Below are 19377 nucleotides of genomic sequence, written 5' to 3' on the forward strand. Positions count from 1 at the left end.
ATCTTGTCAATATTTATTGTTGCGCTTCCAATAGAGCGAGGAGCATCTTCCGGTGGAGGAGGTCGTTTTTAAGGTAGAAACCGGGCGTCCGTTCTAAGAGTAGACACTGGTTACAGAATTGATTACATTCATCACAGTTGCCAACTTCTCGCACCCGCTTTTCGAGTTCGTTCGATTCAATGATCGCCTGTGAGACTTGCCACGAGATGCCGTTTCCACCCTCTCGCCCGTCGGTCACGTAGAAATCCAGCGACGAATCTGTCTTCACGGCCTTCACATCAAAGTCCCCAAGGTCACATTGGGCGATTACCGCGATCGTTTTAGCGAATGCTTGTTCCAGACTCACCATGGCTTGTGACCACGATGCCGTGGGTTCTGTACTGGCAAATTGTTGGTATCGTTCTTCGATCGGTTCCAAATCAAACTCCAATTTGATCCCATTCGTCCGCATTTGTTGACCTACTGGTGCATACTGCTCAGAACTTGACTCTTCAATCAGGTCGTCAAGATCCATATCGTCGAAATTCGCCTCGTCTTCATTTTCAACATCGATAACTCCCTGTGACTCGACCAATTGCAGGTCACTCCCGCGATTGTGGGCGCGTTCGAAGGCTGGCACAAACGAAAGCGTTTCAAACTGCGATGAGATCAGCGAACAGTCCAACCCGAATAGCGTCGCCTCCGTGACTTCACGATCCGCGGTCGATCGAATCTCCTCGAGATACGTGGTCACGATGGGATACGTGCGATAGTCTTGTTCGAAAGGAGCGGCCGACCGGCACTGCACGGATCCGATTCGATGGACGGCTGTACGTTCCAACTCCTCTCCACACAGCGGACATATCCCCCGGCTTTCTTTGTATGCTCCGTATGGGCGCTCACATTCTTCGTTTGTGCAGAGCCCGACTCTCGTTAATCGTTCTCGGGCTTTGACGTCATCGACTATGTATTTCGTGCCCAAATAGACAACCTCACCTCCCCGATCGTTTTCTGGACCTGGAAACATCTCGAAGAGACGGCCACTCCCCTCGAATTGGATATCAGCTTGTCTGCTGCTTCGGTAATTGACTGGGAATTGGCCTCCAAAGGATCGGTAGTTCGCGAGATAGCCTAATTCCTTCAACCAGAGATCGAGTCGATTGAGATTGGAGGAGAGGGTTTCCGCGGATTTTCCCGATACATCTAATCCCTCCATCTCGCCAAACGTCCGTTCACCACGCTGCTTCATGCTGTATCGACTGTCGGTGCTGAACACTTCGTCAAAAATGGGGCTTGCTTCTGGACCGAACGCTTCCACAACCCAGTCTTTTACATCGGGGCGTTCTTCCTTGATGTATCTGCGAAGCGTAACGAGTCGTTTCAGAACGTTAGTGCTGAAATTTCTTGGGCTGCTCGTCGATTCCGTCAGTTGATACACTTTATCGAGGACTGACTTGCCCCCTTGATTCCGCGCCAGATATCCAACTGCTTCTGTGACGATTTGCCCAGCGAGAAGTTCGTCGAACTCAACTGGATTCGGAACTCTCACCGGATCATACGAGGAGAAAAAAGCATCCAGGTTCGCGAAGTAATGCGTATCTACTGGGTTCGATGATCGTACTGCGGTTGTAACGAGTGACGCACTCCCCTGAGATCGGCCAGTCCGACCGCTTCGCTGTACGTAGTTCGTCAGTGTAGGCGGGATTCCGACCTGTGTCACCGTATCGAGCGTTCCGATGTCGACACCCAATTCCATCGTTGGGGTCGCACTGACGATGTTTATCTCTGGATCCGGTTGCCGAAATCCCTCTTCGATTGATCCTCTGAGTGCAGCTGGCATATCACCCTTGTGTTGACCGACGACGACCGGCTCCAATTCCTCGTTTTCCGTGAATGGTGAGGAAATATCGTGCCCCCAGTGATCGACCGCGTAGTCCCATCCAGTATCAATATCGGCATATCCTTTTCCGACGTATTCTCCCTCCCTAACCTCGAACCGGTCGTATACATCGGTCGCCTGCCGGCACTTGGGACAGTTGATACCGATGTCGGTATCCATCTGCTTTGCAGGCATCGCCGTATAACAGTTTAGACAGTACGCGACGGAAGGTACCAGACGAAGTCGGGACTCGTCGTTCTGCAACTCTCGCTTGAACACACCACTTCCAATCTCCCCCTTGAAAACGTCAACCTGGTCTAAAACCGCCTGCTGTTTTTCAAGATACGCCTTCGTCGTCTCCACGGGCGCATTTCCGGATTGATTTTGGAGTTCTTCGTGAACCTCGTCGTCGGTTCGGGCGCGAATAGCGTTCACTTCATTGAGGTCGTCCAATATCCTCGGGAGAGACTGCTGAACAAATTCTTCTTCGAATCGGTAGTTCCGGTGGATTCTCGATTCCAGTCGTTCGAACGACCATCCTTGAATCTTTCTCCCGTCTCGAGTAAATTTGTATCCTGGATCCTGCGCGAAGGTACGGTAGACCACGTGAGCAAGCGCCAGTTCCCTACCCGAATACGACTGGAAGATCGTCTCCGGTGTCACGAGTGCTGCATTTAGAAGATGGTTACAATTGTGAAGTGACGCGTTATTCCGAATCGAACTCAACAAGTCATTCAAATAATCCTCTACATTGGAACCATCTGGTGCATTCGAGATGAGGGGTTCGTAGTAGACCTCTCGAAGTTCGTCACGGATATCGTAGAACAACTGGGTTGTCTCCTTGGTACCCTTGTTCTCCACGAGGTGTTTCACGTACAGCGTCTCCGCCATCAGGAGGTACTCCTGGTCTCGGATGTTCCTTGCAACGCTTTCGGAGGTACTTCGCGAGTCCGAGAATACAAGCGTTTTCTTTGAGGGTGCTAACCGGCAAAGTTCGGTAAGCATGAACGTGAGCAGCGTCGACGTTGGGACGTTAATGTCCTGCGTGTTATGCGTTTTTTCACAACCCGGACAGAGGGATGCAGTTGGATGCTCGAGTGGTCGACCCCCATCTTCCTCATTTTCAACGACGTAGGGATAGTGGCATTCTCGACAGAATTCCAGTTCCGGCAGATTCGAGTGACATGACGGGCACGCCTTCTGTCTTCTAACAGCACTACAATCTCGACACCAATATGCATTCGACGGCGGTTGTAAGAAGACGTGGTACTTATCGGTCAATAATCCGGCTAACCGGCCGAACAACAGCAGGGTATTGAGTACTAACTCAGGATCCTGCGACTCGTCCAACTCCGACCGAACATCTGCAAGTAACCCATCGTATCGTCTAAATCTGACCTCTCCAGTGTCCCCTTCGAGTTTCGACGCAAGTTCGGCAACCTCTGGGACGTGTCGTTCGATATGCTGGCGCCATCGGGCCGTGAGACCATTTGAATCCAATAGTGTCTCCGTCACCAGATCCAGTGTCTCTTGATTCTCGATTACGTCCAGCCCTGTTTCGGCCTGTGGGTACGACTCTTTTAAGGAGTCCACTTCCTCTAAAATGGGGCTGACGAGCCACGATCGAACCTCTGATGGGATCGATATAGCGTTCGATCGTATCGTCAGAAGATTGACCGCCGCCAGCGTTGCCCGTGCGCTGGCCATTTTAGGAAACTTTGCCTCAAACGCATTCACTGTGTACTCTCCTTTAGAGACGACGTAGAGCGTCGCCACGATTTCGTCTAACGTGCATGGATGAATTTTAGTAAAGTCAGCCGTTCCACCTGATGGAAGCGGCTCGGGAGTGAATCCAACCGAGTTGATTTCTTCCATTGGGGTTCTTGTCAATTTGCTAGCAAGCTCGGGAGGGTTCTTAACGGTTGCAGATACCATTGAGATTTGCGGATCGCTATCCTCGTAAAAGTGCTTCAATCGTTGTGATAGAAGTGAAATTGCGGCACCTTTGATCCCACTCCATACGTGTGCCTCATCGTATACAATGTGCTGAAGCGGGTGCTCTCCTGGATTTTCGCCGATGATGTTCCGCGAGTCACGGCGGTCGTTCACGTAGAGGAAATCGAGCGCTTCTGGATTCGTAATCAGAATATCGACACTCTGACTCTGGTTATCTGCTCGGATGCCATTCCGAGTAACTCTTATCCACGAATACTCCTCGGTATCGGTACCGACTCGGTAGTCGTCGAACACACGGAGTTTTTCCTTGGTTCGTGGACAGACAAGCCCACGAATCGGGGATCCTGGCTCAACTTCGTTTGGTTGATCCCCAACAGTGTTGTCGGTATCACCATCCCAGATTCCAATTTTGATCTTCTCTCCGGCCGGCCGATCTCGATTGACTGCATCAAGATACTTGATAAATCTGTTCAGTTGGTCGACCTCAAGCGTCTTCATTGGATAGATGATGATGCCTTTGAGCCCATCTTTGTCGATTTGAATACAATCGTTGAGTAATGGGATAAAGAACGATTCCGTCTTCCCGGTCGCTGTTGGTACCGCGAGGATATTGTCATTCTCGTCTCCTTCGATCGCCTTGATCATCTCTGCCTGGTGTTGATATAGCGGGAGTGTGGGATCGCCATCGAATAGAACATTAGCGACCGCATTGATAGCCGATGGATCGTAGTTCAACTCGGATAGGAATGCTTCAGCGGATTGAGTATGTGATTTCGGGGTTCGAACGTACTCGACGTATGGCCCTTTCTGCTCAACCAGTTGATCGTCGACAAAGGCTTTTGCATTTCCGAACTGGTCGAATTGGTTCAGCTTTGTGAGAGAGCGGTTCCACCAGATAATTTCGTTTGCACGGTCAAGGGCGCCGTCTAACGTTTGACGAGGTGAATCCATGATGGAGAGGTTACGTGAATGAAACCACTAACAGTACATTAGTGTTGTTGCGGTTACGGATTTGATTAGCGGCAACTTCCCATTTTGCCATTCAATGGCCCCGTGAGTCGCCATATAACGTTGAGTTTAGGTATCTTTAGGTTCCCTTTGATGGCGTTTAGCTCTCTGATGATACGAATTGCTCGGATTTGCGGCCAAAATCCTTCCACTATGACGCTCTGAGTCCTGGATTTCAGCCCTGAAAGTCGACACTTCCTAGTAATTCAATAGAGCCATGGGTTTAGATACCTCAGTGATGTGCTGTGTTGAATAGACTGACGGCGTCGGGATAGGCCGTCAAATCAGTAAAGATGAAGCTGAGGAAATCGATTATGGTGGAAGTCGATATCCTCGGCTTCGTTGAGATATTTAAGCGGCTAGCCAAACAAGCGGGCGAGCTCACTGGAAGCACGTCGTCATTCACGGATTTCGACGTGAGGAGGAACGTAGCTTTCGTGAAACCGAGAACCGGCTGAAGTATATAAGTGAAATTCGGGATGTACTCGAACTGGAGAAGGAAGATATTCCGGATTACACAACTCTGAACAAGCCGTTTGATCGGTTCAAGATGTGGGTCTGGCGGGCGTTGCTGCGCGTTTCGGCGCAGCAACACTCGTAGTCTAAATACGCCGCTCTTGACAGCACGTTCTTTGATCGCGGGTACGATTCCGTGCACTATCTCGGCCGGTCTGACCGAACGGTCGAAACAATGAAAGTGACGATACTACCGATACAACGTCGATAGCCGTCCTTAGCGTGCAGTGCCACGCCCAGTGGCATCACGATACGAAGACTGGGCGGCGTCGTCCGCCGGAATGCGGACGATCTGCAATACTGTCGCTGCTGACAATAGCTTTCAGGACTGGCATTCCGAGTGCGACTTTTACAGGTCGGTGTTGAGCCGTTGATTCACTACAGTGGGGTTTGATCGAATACCCATCGCCGACGACGGAGCGATTCGTCTGCGAACGCTGTCAACAACACGCTCATCCGAGAACACGACTACACCCAGCTGGATGGCTGAAACATCGTACTCGTCTGTCAAGCGCTCGCTTGGCGAAGCCCTACGTGCGCGAGATGGTATCGAGAGTTCCGTGAAATCGTCCTCATGTTCGCCATCTTGAACATCGAATTACTCCGTGAACCACTATGATCCCTATGCCATACCCCTACATCGTGATGGATGTTGGCAAGTGGTTTTCTATGCTTGTAACAATCACAGGATCCGACCCGGGGAATCCGGATATTGGACTATCTTGATTTCCTCGTTGGGTGGCGACACTGTTTCCTGGTCGAGTTCGTCAACGAACAGTACCCCTTTGACGTTCACCGAGTCGAGGACGTTCTCCGCCCTCTCGACGTACTCACTTGTCGACTGGTGCTTAACGAACGCCATATATTCAAGTAACTCACGCAGGCCAGTCGCCACATAATCGATACTTTGCGTGTATTTTACCTCGCCGATGAATACCTGAGCGAGTTCCTGTTCACCATCCGACTTTTCCTTATATTGTTCCAGTACAATATCGGGACGTCCTCCCCACAAAACGTCTCTTCCACCGTGATCCAGCATGTCAGAAGATAGTGACTTCCTCCGACAGAGTACTTCGTTCATCCGATAGAGATACCCATCTGGTTTGACATTTTCTGCATCGATCGACTCTTCGAACGTGAGATTCTCTCCCGTCGCATCGTGATATAGGGCGAATCGTGAGTCTCGATGTTCCCACGTGGCGATTGTCGAGGTATCGTTCTGGTTATCGGTCAACACCCGATACTCGACGCCTTCGTAGGCGTCCAACACCCGGAACACCCAGTATAGTTCAAAGAGAATCTCGGCTTTATCAGGGGCAATAAGCGTGTGGTCCAGAATGTCCCGAGCTTCAACACTATCCAGTTCGTGACTCATTAACTGACGATATCGATCCAGAAGTATCGCTGCCTCTCGATAGAATTTAGACCGTGACCGCTTGACCGACTCAATAGTTCGTTTCGAGATCTCCGTCTCATCGACCTTAATCCGCTGCAAATAGATATTCTTCTGGTAGATTCGATCAAACATATCCGCGGTGGATTCTTGTTTGCGACCGGTAGGACTGAAATCCGACTGAACCCACGCCTCGAGCCACTCGTAACCATTAGGGTTGTTGCGGGCATATGCCAAATCCTCTGTGACAGTGTCATAGACGACGCTCAATAATCGCTTCAACACCAGATTCTCGTCGATATCATAGTGAACCTTTGGACGGTCACACACAAAAATCGGCTCGTCAAGTCGACCTACTCGGGCACGACGTTTCACCGTCTCAGACCAATTTAGCTGCCCACGAACCTCACCATGATGCTCGGACGACTGTGGCGACGTGGAGGTCTTCATTCGGCGGATACGCGCCTCTAACTTTCGCATAAAATCCACTACTCCCACGTCATTTCCGCCACCTTCGGCATCAGTCAGCACGAAATGAATCCGGAGCAGTGTTTCGATGTCGTCGATGTCGAGCTCCTTATGTGCCGATCCGATTACTCGGTCGAATCGGACTCCCTTCCGGAGATAGGTATGGAAGCTGTCGGCAATCTCTTCGAGCAGCCTCTCTACAGTTGCTTTGGCCATCCTGTTTATCCCTCGTTGTTTTGCTGGAGATCCATCTGGAAGAAATCGCGTGCGACCGTCCACAACTCTTCCGTATCTCCACTCACAATTGATTCTAATCGCCCGAGTAATCTTTCCAACTCATTTCGTCGCAACCCCTCCAGTTGCGGAAACACATACATAATGAGTGGAGAGACGTAATCTGCAGTGTCCCGGGACGAAGCCGTCGCCACGTGTGTGTAGATGTCCTCGATAATTGCCGGTCCAATCACCCTCTCTTCATTAATTGCACGCCAGATACGACCGACTAGTTCGTAATGGTCTTCAACCTCGGGTATATCGCTGGTTTCCGACCACACACTAACGTACTCTCCCACCAACGCCTGCAGCGCCGCATCGTCACCATCCTCTTGTGGCGGGAGTTCGGGAACTCCGACCGGAACGAACGCCCACCGACGCATGAACGCGTAACTCATCTCGTAGAGTGAGGTTTTATCGAGCGTGTTCATTGTCGCGAGCATCTGCCAATCATTTGGAATGTAGAATCGACTAGGCCCGATCTCCTGATCCGACCGCGATGCATCCAGAATTTGTATCGGCTCACCATCCGATCCATTAAACGGGAGTGTGACAGTCTCGCCGGTCAGCGCCGAAAATAGCGATCCGAAGGCTTTGTCAATATCTGCTCGGTTAAGTTCGTCGATTATTAGCCACTCGTTCGTAGGGGCCCCATCTTTCTCGTTCTTGAATCGATCTAATACTACTCCCGGTTTGAATTCTAGAGTATTCTCGGAAGTTGTCTGGTATCCACCCACGGTGTCGAACGTCGACCAATCTGCCGATGCCGTGACGAGTTCGTACTTCTCGTTAACCGTCCCCTCACATATCTGCTTGGCCAATTTCGTCTTTCCCGTTCCAGGTGGGCCGAAGAGGAGAACGTGATTCCCGGACTCCAGCGCTTGGTATATTCGAGAGCGAATGCGTTCCCACTCCTCGTCCGGGAAATGCAGGTTCTTTCGCTCAACTCTGATCTCCGATTCCGGGACTGACAAGTCCTCCTCGTAGTCCGCAAACGTTGTTTTCTCGCTCAACTTCAGAATACGCTCGAACTCCTGTTCAGTGAGTTCTGTGACGACAAAACTATTCCCGGAATTGACGAGTCTGCTGGATTCTAGTTCGCCATCAGATTGTATTTCACTCCAACTCGCCCCATCTAACGATTTGTCCCACTGAAGCGTGATCCCCTCAATCGTTTCCTCACTCTCATTTCTAGCTTCTTCGTGTACTCCTTCTGCAACGTGGCCTCGACCCACAATCTGCCTCGTTGGCGAGATCTGATACACTAGAACCTCATCGCCGGAACTAGCGTTCCGATACGCCGTCAGGTTCCTACGGTCACCTCCTTTCTCGTTCGTTAGACTGTAGAACGTTTGTTGACCTTCTCGATGCCAGTTTGTCGCTTCGGAATTCACCCAAAAGTAGCGCTTTGTATCCTCGCCTCCTATCTCCGGGTCACTCTCCGAATCAACCCGGGACAACAGATCATCCAGTGAAAGCAGTTCCTCCCAACTCCAGATCATCGTCTGGACATGAAGCATCGAGGCATCCTCCACCCGTCCAATGAGTTGTTTTCGGATTTGCTCGCAGGCCTCGTTCAATTGCCGATACTGGCTCTTGTTGAAACCTTGTCGAACCGTGTATCCCGCAAACTCGTCGAAAAACTCCCGCATTTCCGTCCATTTATAGTGAACGTGCCGATCTGGATGAACGAACATCAGCAGGCACGTTGCGAGCGCGAGAAGAGAACCTGGGGCCGTTTCAATGGCATCATAGTGCTCATGAAAAGTTTCGAGCCTCTCCACGATATCCTCACTGGGATCAAAAAAGAACGAGAGTATCTCGGCTGTTACAGTTGGATTATCCCGAGAGATTTCTTTGAAGTCCCTCCACGCAATTCCGCCGTTGGCACCGCCACCAAGCATATACACCGGAATCCGACTGTCAATACTCACTGGCTCATTGAGAACGGCAAGTAATTGCTCAATGTCTTCTGAATCTAATTCCGTAATTTCGAACTCATCTAAAAATTCGGTTTGTATATACTCGTGATAGTCCCACTTCCACGTTTCCCAACCTACGGATGTGTCCGCCTCTTGCTTGTATCCTCCCTCGTTCCACACGTCTTCGAACCGTGTGAGCAGTTTGTCAATCTTTTTAAACCCAATCACGTCATCGGATCCACTCATTCTTCCTTTATTTTCTACCTACCCTCATATACGTATACTCTATTCAGAGTGTACCTTGGCTTCGTCGAACCGAAGCATGCGCGATTACAGTCGTTGGTCGCCGTGAAAAAAGATTACAAATCCTAATTAGGACCTTTAGTGGTTAGAAAGATCGTAATAAAATTGCTTCCATCGAGATCAATCCATTACAAACAAGTATTAGACAAAATGATAGCGGCTACTCGTCATACCAATTGCGAACGACGTTGCGTTCTACATCAATCTCACATATAAGGTACTCCTCAAAGAGAAAGATGAGAAGACGCCCTTCGTCCAATCCTTCATAGAGTTGATATTCTAAACGTCCCGGTCAGCGTCTGCATGTTATCCTATGTAGAATAGATTATCCTAATCATTCAAAGAGTTCATCAATATGATCAACGGGCTACTTGGACGATCCTCACTGTGCGTCGATCCCTTCTCACAAATTTATCACCAGGAAATAGATTTCATCGCTAACCTCCAACCGAGTACCCCTTTGTGAGTTGTGACACTATTACGTCGGTCGCAACTCACCTCTGACGACGACGCTCCCTCACTGATCATCGAGGAGCATCAAATCAATCACTGTGACCTACAAGAAAATCTGGCTTCAAACCGACTCAACTGTAATGCCTTCCGATGGTACTAATCTAATCTGATGAGAAACTAGGTCGTTCAGCGTACGTGATTGGATCCCTCGAGCCAGCATTACGGAACGCCTCAAGTCGTAAAGCACAGGAATCACACGTCCCACACGCTGGTTCGTCGTCCCGATAACACGACCACGTGAGTTCGTACGGGACGTCGAGCTCAAGACCGCGTTCGGCGATATTTGTTTTCGACCACTTGACATATGGTGCGACGAGGTCGATTTCTGTCTCGGGTTTTGTCCCGACGTCAATGACCTTTTGAAAGGCATCAAAGAATGCTGGCCGACAATCCGGATACCCCGCGAAATCTTCCGAGTGAGCACCCATAAACACTGCTGCGCAGTCGTTTGCTTCGGCATACGAGATAGCCATGGCTACCAGATTCGCGTTCCGAAACGGGACGTACGACGTAGGAATTTCATCGCTTTTGAGGTCAGTGTCTGTAACTTCCATGTTCTCGTCAGTAAGGCTTGACGCCCCAATCTTCGAGAGATGGCCCGTCTCAATATGGAGGAAGTCCGCTGCGTCAACTTCATTCGCCAATGCGTTTGCACACTCGTATTCTTTGGTCTCGGTTCGCTGTCCGTATGACGTATGCAAGAAATATGGCTCGTATCCACGGGCAATCGCTTCGTAGACTGCGGTTGCGCTGTCCATACCCCCGGAGACCAGAATCACTGCACGTTTGTTGTTACTCATGAGTATCAACTGCCGAACGCCCTACTCGATCAGGGTTCTCTCCCAGCGCCTCAAGTAGCATACGCGTGGCGCGTTGGGCTTTCTGCCGGGTAATACCGGATGACTCGCTGTTCTCTGTATTCGGCTGATGCTGTTGTCTCGTCATGTTCCTGGTTCGTCGTTCCACAAATCGACGTGCAATCGGGGCGTGTAGCGATAGCCACGTTCAATCGCCAACTCAGCCACGTCGTTTCGTTTCTCGTCCAATTCTTCTCGCGTCATCCCTTCCGGCATCAGTAACACATCGTCGTTGGCAACGCTCGTGTCGGCCTCCTCTCGGATTTGGTCGAACAGTTCGTCAATTTCGGACAGATCATCCGGGTCGGTAACGACGAACTTCAATTGGCTATCGTACTCGTCGATCAAGTTTGCGAGCGCCTCAAGATTGATGCGCCGTTTTTCGTGGCGCATCTCCCATTCGCCGTCTCCTTTCGGATCACGGGTTGGTATGGGCGTACTGCTCGAGAGTTTCGGGCTAATACTCGCCAAATCAATCGCTGCATCTCGATAGACGGTGCCGTTGGTCTCGACAGTTGTGTGATAGCCGTACTCCGCTAATTCATCTAAGAGGCGAACGGATTGCTCGTGGATCATCGGCTCTCCGCCAGTCAAAACCACGTGGTCGGTATTTTCGTAGCCACGGACTTCGTCGACGATATCGTCAATCGAAAGCCACGCTCCGGTCGGTTCCCATGAGGTGTGATAGGAGTCACAGAACCAACACCTGAGATTGCAGCCGGATGTCCTGATAAATACTGAAGGGACACCGGCGAGTTTACCCTCTCCCTGTAACGAGTAGAAGAGTTCGTTTATCGGCAGACCCTCTCCCTCGACGTCGTCATCAGAAGCGAGCCCTGAAACATCACTTGCAACCGGCATCAGTACGTAGCGCAGAGCTCACTCGTCTCTCGAACGGTCACCGAAACTTCCGATACATTATCGGGGAACGTCTCGAGCATCCGTTCCTCGAGGAGAACCGCCATCACTTCGGCCGTTGGGGGGTGCTCGAGTATAATAAGCGAATCAGCGTCTCCTGATGCTTCAAACGCCTCGATTAGAGGATCTCCCTTTTGGACGATAAATCGATGGTCCCAGTGGTCGATGACGTCAGTCACGGCTCCTTTATCTACAACCCAGCCCTCATCGGAGAGCTGACCGGTGATTTCAACGGTGATTTCGTAGTTGTGACCATGTGGCCGTGCACATTTACCATCGTGATGTAGAATTCGATGACCCGTGCTGATTCGTATCGGTCTATCTTCGCCGATTAGAAGAGTTCTCTCACCAGATGCGTGAAGAGGAAGGCCATCTGGATCCTCTTGAGATATGCTATGAGTCATACTTGGAGCATACTTGGAGAGCATATAAGCTTACGGTTTCAGAATGATTTTCATAATATGGTGCTGTCTATATAAGGGAGAACGCAAGGTAGAACGACGATGGACTGATAGAATCGGTTGTGAAACCACTAACTATGATCTGATACTATTGGCAATCGGAATTCACGCGCCCAGGAAAGCCATTCGTGAGTTGATTGGCCTTCGATCGATGAAAACCGTCCTCACACCTCCGCTGGCTATTGTCTGAGCTACTGCGTTACTTCTGGATAGTAGATTATTTCGATCTCCCTTTCGCGAGCCTCGTCAACTTGAGGCTCTGTCTTCCGGGGGAGTCGAGAGGGATCGTCTCCGCACTGTTCTGCAGTGAGGGCAGCGACCATTGCATCGAGAATGTCGTCACGTTTGCTCTTTCCGATGACGGGTGCGTACGCTGGCTCCGTGTACGTCTCTACAGCTTCTTCGAATTTCCCGCGAGGGTTCGTCAGGTGTGACTCGAGAAGGTCCAAGCGAGCATCAATCCCATCCTTCGATTTCTTCTTACTCGAGACCGGCTCACCCTCGTTGAGCGCAGCGAAACAAACCTCTGGATGCGTCTCTCTTATTTGCGTTGGCTCAAGTTCGTCAGCGAACATTGCCAAGAACTCGTCCACCTCTCGAATCCGAGGCACGAGTGCCCACGCTTGATTCTGAACACTGAAATCGAGGTCTGATTGCTCAGCCTTTGCCGCCTCAATATTCTCTGCCTGAACGGCATCACGGATAGGGGTATAGAATAGACTGCTTCCACGATGGGGATTCAGCATCTCTTTGGCCTCTACATCGCATTCCCGCCGTTGATCGGTACACAACCCGATCGGGATATCGATAAGTATCCGGTCAGCCGTCGAATGCTGATTCCAGAGATTGAAAATCGTTGGATAGAACCCGAGTTCTTCGATGCAGCCCTCGTTTACGCTGACTGCAAACCATCCCTTCGACGCCCAGTCAACGCCAATATAGCTCATTGCTCTAGTAAAAAGGAACCATCACAAGAACTATTGGGTCAGTAAAGCTGTATGAACTATGCAAACACGTACCGAGACGCTTGCGTCTCTGTATCAGGACGGCCTGTTCGATATCCCCTCATACCAGCGAAGCTATTCGTGGGAACAATCACAGCTAGAGGACCTTCTGGTCGACCTTCAATATCTTCCCGAGGGCTCGAATCATTTCTTCGGAAACGTCATTCTGGATATGAGAGACGAGCCGTACCAGACGGACAAAGGCCGCCAGCTCAATGTGTACGATGTCGTGGACGGCCAACAGCGATTGACGACGGCGCTCATCTTGCTGCACGTCGCAACACAGTTCGATACTGTCGTCGAGGAGTCGGTGGAGACAGACAACCTAATCTTCCCAGTCGAGGAACGGCCGCGACTGCTGCCACAAGATCAAGACGAGGAATACTTTCGCGATAGCCTGTTTGGCGACGCGACACTAGAGCAGACGACGCCCTCCCAAGAGCGACTTGCTTACGCATACACGTTTTTCGAGAAGGCGTTCGAGGACCCGCCGGTTGACGTCTCGGTGCGAGAAATTTCGGAGCGACTGCGCTACAACTGCACAATCAACGTCGTCGAGATCGAGGGCGACTCTGAGGCGGCGTCCATCTTCGAAAGCCTGAACGATCGCGGGAAGCCGCTCTCCACACTCGATAAGACGAAGAGCTTCCTGATGTACATGGATGACCGGTCAAGCAATCGCGGTGCACTCGAGGAGAAGATCAAACAGCGGTTTGGGAGTATCTATAAGGAACTGTTCGTCCTCTCAAACGGCCACGACCGCGTCAGCGACTTCGACGAGGACAGCTTCCAACGCTTTCACTGGGGCCTCTATGACGGGTACAACGCCAACGAGTATTTCGACAGTCTCGGGACGCTCAAAGCCCGACTTCGACGCTCGTATCGAGAGGGCGATTATGAGGGCGTACAGACAGAGATCAACGCGTACACGACGGATCTGCGAGAAGCTGGGTCAGCCTTTGCTGCCCTGTTCCATCCCGCACAACGCCCTGCTCCCGTCGAGACTGCGCTAGAACGACTACTCGCACTTGGACGGCTCGCGAATGTCCTCCCCGTCCTGATGGCGGCCCAATTGGAGTACGGTGACGAGGCTCCGAAGGAGATGGCGGACATCGTTCACGCCTGTGAGACGCTCGTGTTTCGGATGTACGCCGTCGATAATCGGCGCTCGGATACCGGACGCGGCCGGCTCGTCCGCCTCGCACATGACATCCGTTCAGACGGGGCGATGCGAGTCGAGGATATCCTCAATCGACTTGCGTCTATCACCCGGATCTACACCGCTGATGATCGCTTCGAACGGCTGCTGCGTGATCCCGAGTTCTACAAGTCGATGTCCAGTCGGGACGTCCGATATCTCCTGTCCCACTACAGCCAGGAACTCGGAATTGAGGTGGGGGAGTACGTCGAACACGACCTCGAACATGTCCTCTCGACTGACTTCGGCGTCGAACATATCCTCGCGCAAAACCTCGCCGACGAGGATATACCCGAAAACCTCCGCGAGAAGTTCGAGGACAACGTCCATCGACTCGGCAACCTGACGATCGCCAGCACCTACTGGAATAGCTCCTACGGCAATCTCCCGTTTGCAGAGAAGAAGACTGCAGAAGGCGACCGAGAAAAAGAATATCAATCCTCTATCCTACGGGTGCAGCAGGTATTGGCCAATTATGAGGAGTTCGGGCGAGACGAACTCGAAGCGCGCGAACAGGACATCATTGACTTCGCACTCAAGGAGTGGTCGATCACCACTGAACGCGACAGCGCGAGTGTCTCGGACACTGAGGCCGCGACTCGCGAATCGGAGTACGAGCAGCTACCGAGCGACTTTTTCAAACGTTTGACTGATCGACAGGAGGCGTTTCTCCGAATTCTCTTGGATGCGGACGAGTGGGTCCTAAGTGAAGATATCCGCCAGGAGATACAGAACGAATACGGCCTCTCCATGGGTAGTGGAGGTGGGGCGATGGCCGGTATCCTCTCTGGATTCAGCCGAAAGTACGGGAAGGGGTTCACCCGCGACCTCATCGATATTCGATGGACGGGGAAACAAGGGGAGTACCGTCTGAATGCAGAGTACGGGTACGAAGAGGAACTCCGTGACCGCTTGATTGCGGATCCAACGCACACGTAGCCTCATAGCGGCTCGTTCTTCGAGCCGGCGAAGGATCTGAACGCGCTGCTGGTGGGCGTTCTCGTAGGCGACGCACGCTCGGAGCGTCTCCATATCGTGGATCGTCGCGATGCCAGCGTCTCGTGGTTATTTAGCAGGAGATGCAGTCGGTAGCCAGGTGTGTCTCATGGGTCAATTATGTGCGCTCTCGCCGACTTCTGACGCAGAGAAATGAGACCGGTGCGCTGATGTCCTCCGCCAGGCCCTGTCCAGACTTAACCAACAACTTCGAGTGACTACATTCCTTGTTGGTTAAGATAATGTTCTGCTGGGCATCTCAGCGGGGATTTGGTCCGTGACGAGGCGACTGACATACCTGGCACTCCCATCTCGGCTGGCCAGACCACGTCTCATCTGGGAGAGACTTGAACTCCTGGAACTGATGGTCAGTCTTTCGATCGCACGTGCGACAGTCAAGCCGTGTTTTCGAGGGAACGCTGGGTTGACGATTCTCGAAGTGCTCGTTGTCGACGGCACGCTGGAGTGCAATTGCTGGTACCAACCAGACATCGTTCTCGGCCCTCTCGAGTAGGGCTGTAACCTGGTCTTCGTCGTAAACGTCGTGCCGGTAGTACCCCCGAACGACATCGTCGAGGGGTGTTTGGATACCTTCGTTCTGATCGAGCCGTTCCAGCGATTCGGAGACCACCGTGACAAATTGTTCACCGCCGAGGAGCTCTACTTGACGTTCGATTTCGTCTTCGATCACATCGAAGTCAAGATCCGTCTGGACGAGGGTCGCCATGTCTCCGATATCGTCCGGACGCTCTGCGACGGCTTTGAAGAGAAAGATATCATCGAACGAAGCAAGGCCGACTGAGAAGGACTCGTCTGAAAGAAATGCCTCACTCCGCGCTTGCATTCCGTCACTGAAATACAGCTTATTAACAATTTGTCGACAGAAGACATCAAACTGACAGCCAGCATCGTTTTGAACGCAGTGGCGCGCTCCTAACCGATTGTACTCGTCACCGAGATCAGTCACTTCCTCATAGCCGAGATCGTCGAGTACACCCATTAGACGGCTAAGGGCTGCCTCATCCACAACGACGAGATCGATATCTTTGGTCGTGTCCTTGAGAGACGACTCATGAAGTGACATTGCGCCACCGCCGATGAGATAGGCATCAACGTCTGTATGGAGGTGATCTGCGATTTCCTGGAGTTCGGCCTCGATATAGTTGCGACCGAATCGTTCACGAGAATTCATACGGTGATCTCATATTCGCTGGCTGTTTGTTTGAACTCTTCCCATTTGGGCAATTGCTCCGTTGTCGTGGTTCCTTCTGTCTCTACGTATTCGATGAGTTCATCGACGATAGTGCGTAGATCGATTGTCGCCTCAGGGAGATAGTGTTCAACACGCTCCCGCAATTCCGTTCGCTTGATGTTCTGTTGTTGCATCAATAAGAGACAGTACGTTCGGTACCGGGGACCGTCATCGATCAGCAGTGTGTGACAGACTAATTCTGCGGGAGTGATCTCTGAAAGTCGGTCCGTCCGGAAGTAGTGTCGCCGATCTCTGGTGAGAAGCGGGACATCGAACGCTTCGAACAGGGCAGGCCCGGTCAGGTAAAATCCGTCAGCGGTAACATCGCTGTCACACGCGAAAAGATACCTGTGCAGTCTGAGAGCACAGAACCTGCTTGGAACTATGTTAAAATCAGTAATCCACCACGAACCGAACGACACCGTCGTGCTGAATCTATCCTCCATACATAGCATCGATTCGCATCAGCCGTGTGACCGGAACGCGTGGTGAACCGCCTCGGGGTCAAGCCCCGAGGCACTCGGCCTGCTTTTCCTGTAGATGTAGCCTTTCCTGTCGAGGCTTTAATATACTCAACTGTCGAATCTTGAATAGTCACGTATGTCCGAGTCTCCCACTATCGGCTCTGAAACTGGCGACTGGTTAACCCTTGATCGGGACGAAGAGATTATCTGGTCCGGTAAACCTCACAAGAGCAGCCTGATTCCAGCATTCATTATTGGTCTGCCCCTAGCTCTCGTCCTCATTGGGTTATTCATTATTGCCGGATCCTACCTTCACCGTGAGAATACGCAGTATGTTGTGACAACTGATGGGCTGTATAAGAAGACGGGAATCGTCTCTCGTGATGTCCAGCGTATCGATTTCGGAAAGGTCCAGAATACCTCCTACAGTCAGGGTTTTTTCGGCACCCAGTTCGGCTACGGAAACATCGATATCTCAACTGCTGGTGGATCTGGTGTCGAGATGCGGTTCCAGTCAGTGCCCGAACCACGTGAGGTCCAGGAGCTCATCAACAAGCGCGTGAAGACTAGTCGTGATGAACCGGCTACGGAATCCGGCGAAGGAAAGCGTGATGTGCTTAATGAGATCCTCATTGAGCTTAGGGAGATCCGTTCTACTCTTGAGACACAACAGGGGACAGCAGGCGACACTTCAGCCAAAACGTCCAATATCGGCAATTCACAGGAGGGGCGATCGACTAGCGAGGGCGACTCTGAATTGAACGAATCTAAGAGGACCAAACAGGCTGCTGAACCATCCGAAACCGACCAAGGGACGAGCCGATGAACCGCAGACAACAATGACGGAGTCGATCGACCCGGCCGTTCCCCTCAACAGCTCCGAATCGGTCAAGTGGACTGGTCGTCCGCGGATTACGACCGTACTTCCAGCACTCGCAACTGGATTGCTGCTCGTCGCCTTCGGAATTGTCGGCAGTGTAGCACAAGAGACGCTACTCCTTCTCGCAGTCATTCCAATCGGTGTAGTAATCCCACTCTGGCAGTATCTGGCTGTACAAGGCACGCAGTACGTGATAACGGACCAAGCACTCTACGTGAAACGTGGCGTATTGACTCGACACGTTACACAGGCAAACCTCGAAACGATTCAGAACAGTTCCTATAATCAAGATATTATGGGATCGATGTTTGGATACGGCTCCGTTGAGTTTGAGATAGCCGGTGGGAATGATCTCTCATTTCGGGCGATAGAAGATCCCCGTGAAATCCGAGCACTCGTCGATCGGACAGCATCGAACAATGACGGACTCAGTGGGAATGATCGACGAGGGCCAGATATTCCAGGCAATTTGGCTCAGTGGCAACGGATCCGGGATGAAATCCGTGAGATCCGCATGACGATCGAAGAATAACTGGCCACAGGGTCAAAGACGCTGGTAACGGAGTGGGTGTCAAACGCGGGGAAATGATGATTGGTGGCTGGAACTCGCGAAAGCTACTGGGCTACTGAGCTAGCGATGTTCCCCCTCCCCGCGCAGTTGACTTTCTGAGTTGAGTGGACATTATTCTAACGGCCAAAAGTGTGCGAGAGACGTTCTTCACGGTGGTTTCGGGCAAGTATTGCATTTCAACTTTCCGTTGTCTTCCTTGCCCGCTCCTCGTTACGACAAAACACGATGACAAATCCAGCGCCAGCGAGATATCCTTAAACGGTTGGACGGCAAACTGTTCGAGTACGAAATTGAGATGTACGATACAACCGATCCACGTCCGCCGCTGCCAGAGTGGATCCTCGAGTGCTATACGTTCCTTTGTGAACAGGAAGTCGATGAAGATGCATCCTCCTTCTCTCGAGAACAGGCCCTGGACTCCCTCTTGGAAGCTCAAACATTAGAACTCGAGCCTGAAGACGTGAACCATGCACTCACTCGGCTTCTCGAGCGTGGCTATCTCTATGAGGTCGATGATAAACTGCGAGTGACCACTCCGTCTGAGTAGCCCCAGCTCTTACACAGAT

The 19377-nt window shown here is 51.5% G+C and carries 13 protein-coding genes and 2 pseudogenes; 5 read left to right on the forward strand and 10 right to left on the reverse strand.

Features of this window, described 5'->3' with window-relative positions:
* Window positions 1-13 precede the first annotated feature (13 nt).
* The gene (locus NGM29_RS19480; RefSeq protein ID WP_254160771.1) at window positions 14-4765 is read right to left on the reverse strand and encodes a DEAD/DEAH box helicase; all 4752 of its coding nucleotides are present in this window, start codon (window positions 4763-4765) and stop codon (window positions 14-16) included.
* Window positions 4766-5139: 374 nt separating this feature from the next.
* On the opposite strand from NGM29_RS19480, the pseudogene NGM29_RS19485 reads away from it, so the two are divergent.
* A pseudogene (locus NGM29_RS19485) lies at window positions 5140-5957 on the forward strand (transposase).
* Between the two features lie 63 nt (window positions 5958-6020).
* Here the strand turns inward: NGM29_RS19485 and NGM29_RS19490 are convergent.
* The 6 genes from NGM29_RS19490 to NGM29_RS19515 all read right to left on the reverse strand — a co-directional run bounded on the left by NGM29_RS19490 (window position 6021) and on the right by NGM29_RS19515 (window position 13393).
* A complete protein-coding gene (locus NGM29_RS19490) occupies window positions 6021-7415 on the reverse strand; it encodes a hypothetical protein (protein ID WP_254160773.1) in 1395 nt (464 codons plus the stop codon).
* A gap of 5 nt (window positions 7416-7420) precedes the next feature.
* Window positions 7421-9640, reverse strand: coding sequence for an AAA family ATPase (locus tag NGM29_RS19495; RefSeq protein WP_254160775.1), 2220 nt, complete (start codon window positions 9638-9640; stop codon window positions 7421-7423).
* Window positions 9641-10311: 671 nt separating this feature from the next.
* The gene (gene queC / locus NGM29_RS19500) at window positions 10312-11010 is read right to left on the reverse strand and encodes a 7-cyano-7-deazaguanine synthase QueC (protein ID WP_254160777.1); all 699 of its coding nucleotides are present in this window, start codon (window positions 11008-11010) and stop codon (window positions 10312-10314) included.
* Between the two features lie 141 nt (window positions 11011-11151).
* Window positions 11152-11928: a 7-carboxy-7-deazaguanine synthase QueE gene (locus NGM29_RS19505; protein ID WP_254160779.1), complete on the reverse strand. Its 777-nt coding sequence runs from the start codon at window positions 11926-11928 to the stop codon at window positions 11152-11154.
* A complete protein-coding gene (locus NGM29_RS19510) occupies window positions 11928-12389 on the reverse strand; it encodes a 6-pyruvoyl trahydropterin synthase family protein (protein WP_254160781.1) in 462 nt (153 codons plus the stop codon). Before NGM29_RS19510 ends, NGM29_RS19505 begins: the two co-directional genes overlap by 1 nt.
* Window positions 12390-12637: 248 nt before the next feature.
* Window positions 12638-13393: a DUF429 domain-containing protein gene (locus tag NGM29_RS19515; protein WP_254160783.1), complete on the reverse strand. Its 756-nt coding sequence runs from the start codon at window positions 13391-13393 to the stop codon at window positions 12638-12640.
* Window positions 13394-13451: 58 nt separating this feature from the next.
* Between NGM29_RS19515 and NGM29_RS19520 the strand changes: the two genes are divergently transcribed.
* Window positions 13452-15587 carry a DUF262 domain-containing protein gene (locus NGM29_RS19520; RefSeq protein ID WP_254160785.1) on the forward strand — a complete coding sequence of 712 codons (2136 nt, stop codon included), beginning with the start codon at window positions 13452-13454 and terminating at the stop codon, window positions 15585-15587.
* Between the two features lie 9 nt (window positions 15588-15596).
* On the opposite strand, the pseudogene NGM29_RS21615 reads toward NGM29_RS19520, so the two are convergent.
* The 3 genes and pseudogenes from NGM29_RS21615 to NGM29_RS19530 all read right to left on the reverse strand — a co-directional run.
* Window positions 15597-15707, reverse strand: a pseudogene (locus NGM29_RS21615) (DUF8129 domain-containing protein); the annotation flags it as partial.
* Window positions 15708-15903: 196 nt separating this feature from the next.
* On the reverse strand, window positions 15904-16836 hold the full coding sequence (locus tag NGM29_RS19525; protein WP_254160787.1) for a DUF6036 family nucleotidyltransferase: 933 nt from the start codon (window positions 16834-16836) through the stop codon (window positions 15904-15906).
* The gene (locus NGM29_RS19530; protein WP_254160789.1) at window positions 16833-17342 is read right to left on the reverse strand and encodes a hypothetical protein; all 510 of its coding nucleotides are present in this window, start codon (window positions 17340-17342) and stop codon (window positions 16833-16835) included. Before NGM29_RS19530 ends, NGM29_RS19525 begins: the two co-directional genes overlap by 4 nt.
* A gap of 154 nt (window positions 17343-17496) precedes the next feature.
* Between NGM29_RS19530 and NGM29_RS19535 the strand changes: the two genes are divergently transcribed.
* From NGM29_RS19535 to NGM29_RS19545, 3 genes are all read left to right on the forward strand, one after another.
* Window positions 17497-18186 (forward strand): PH domain-containing protein, encoded by a 690-nt coding sequence (locus NGM29_RS19535; protein WP_254160791.1) that lies wholly within the window; start codon window positions 17497-17499, stop codon window positions 18184-18186.
* A 13-nt stretch (window positions 18187-18199) separates the two neighbouring features.
* Window positions 18200-18772, forward strand: coding sequence for a PH domain-containing protein (locus NGM29_RS19540; protein WP_254160793.1), 573 nt, complete (start codon window positions 18200-18202; stop codon window positions 18770-18772).
* A 334-nt stretch (window positions 18773-19106) separates the two neighbouring features.
* The gene (locus NGM29_RS19545; RefSeq protein WP_254161245.1) at window positions 19107-19358 is read left to right on the forward strand and encodes a hypothetical protein; all 252 of its coding nucleotides are present in this window, start codon (window positions 19107-19109) and stop codon (window positions 19356-19358) included.
* Window positions 19359-19377 lie beyond the last annotated feature (19 nt).

Origin of the sequence: Natronosalvus rutilus (assembly GCF_024204665.1) — an archaeon.
GTDB lineage: Archaea > Halobacteriota > Halobacteria > Halobacteriales > Natrialbaceae > Natronosalvus > Natronosalvus rutilus.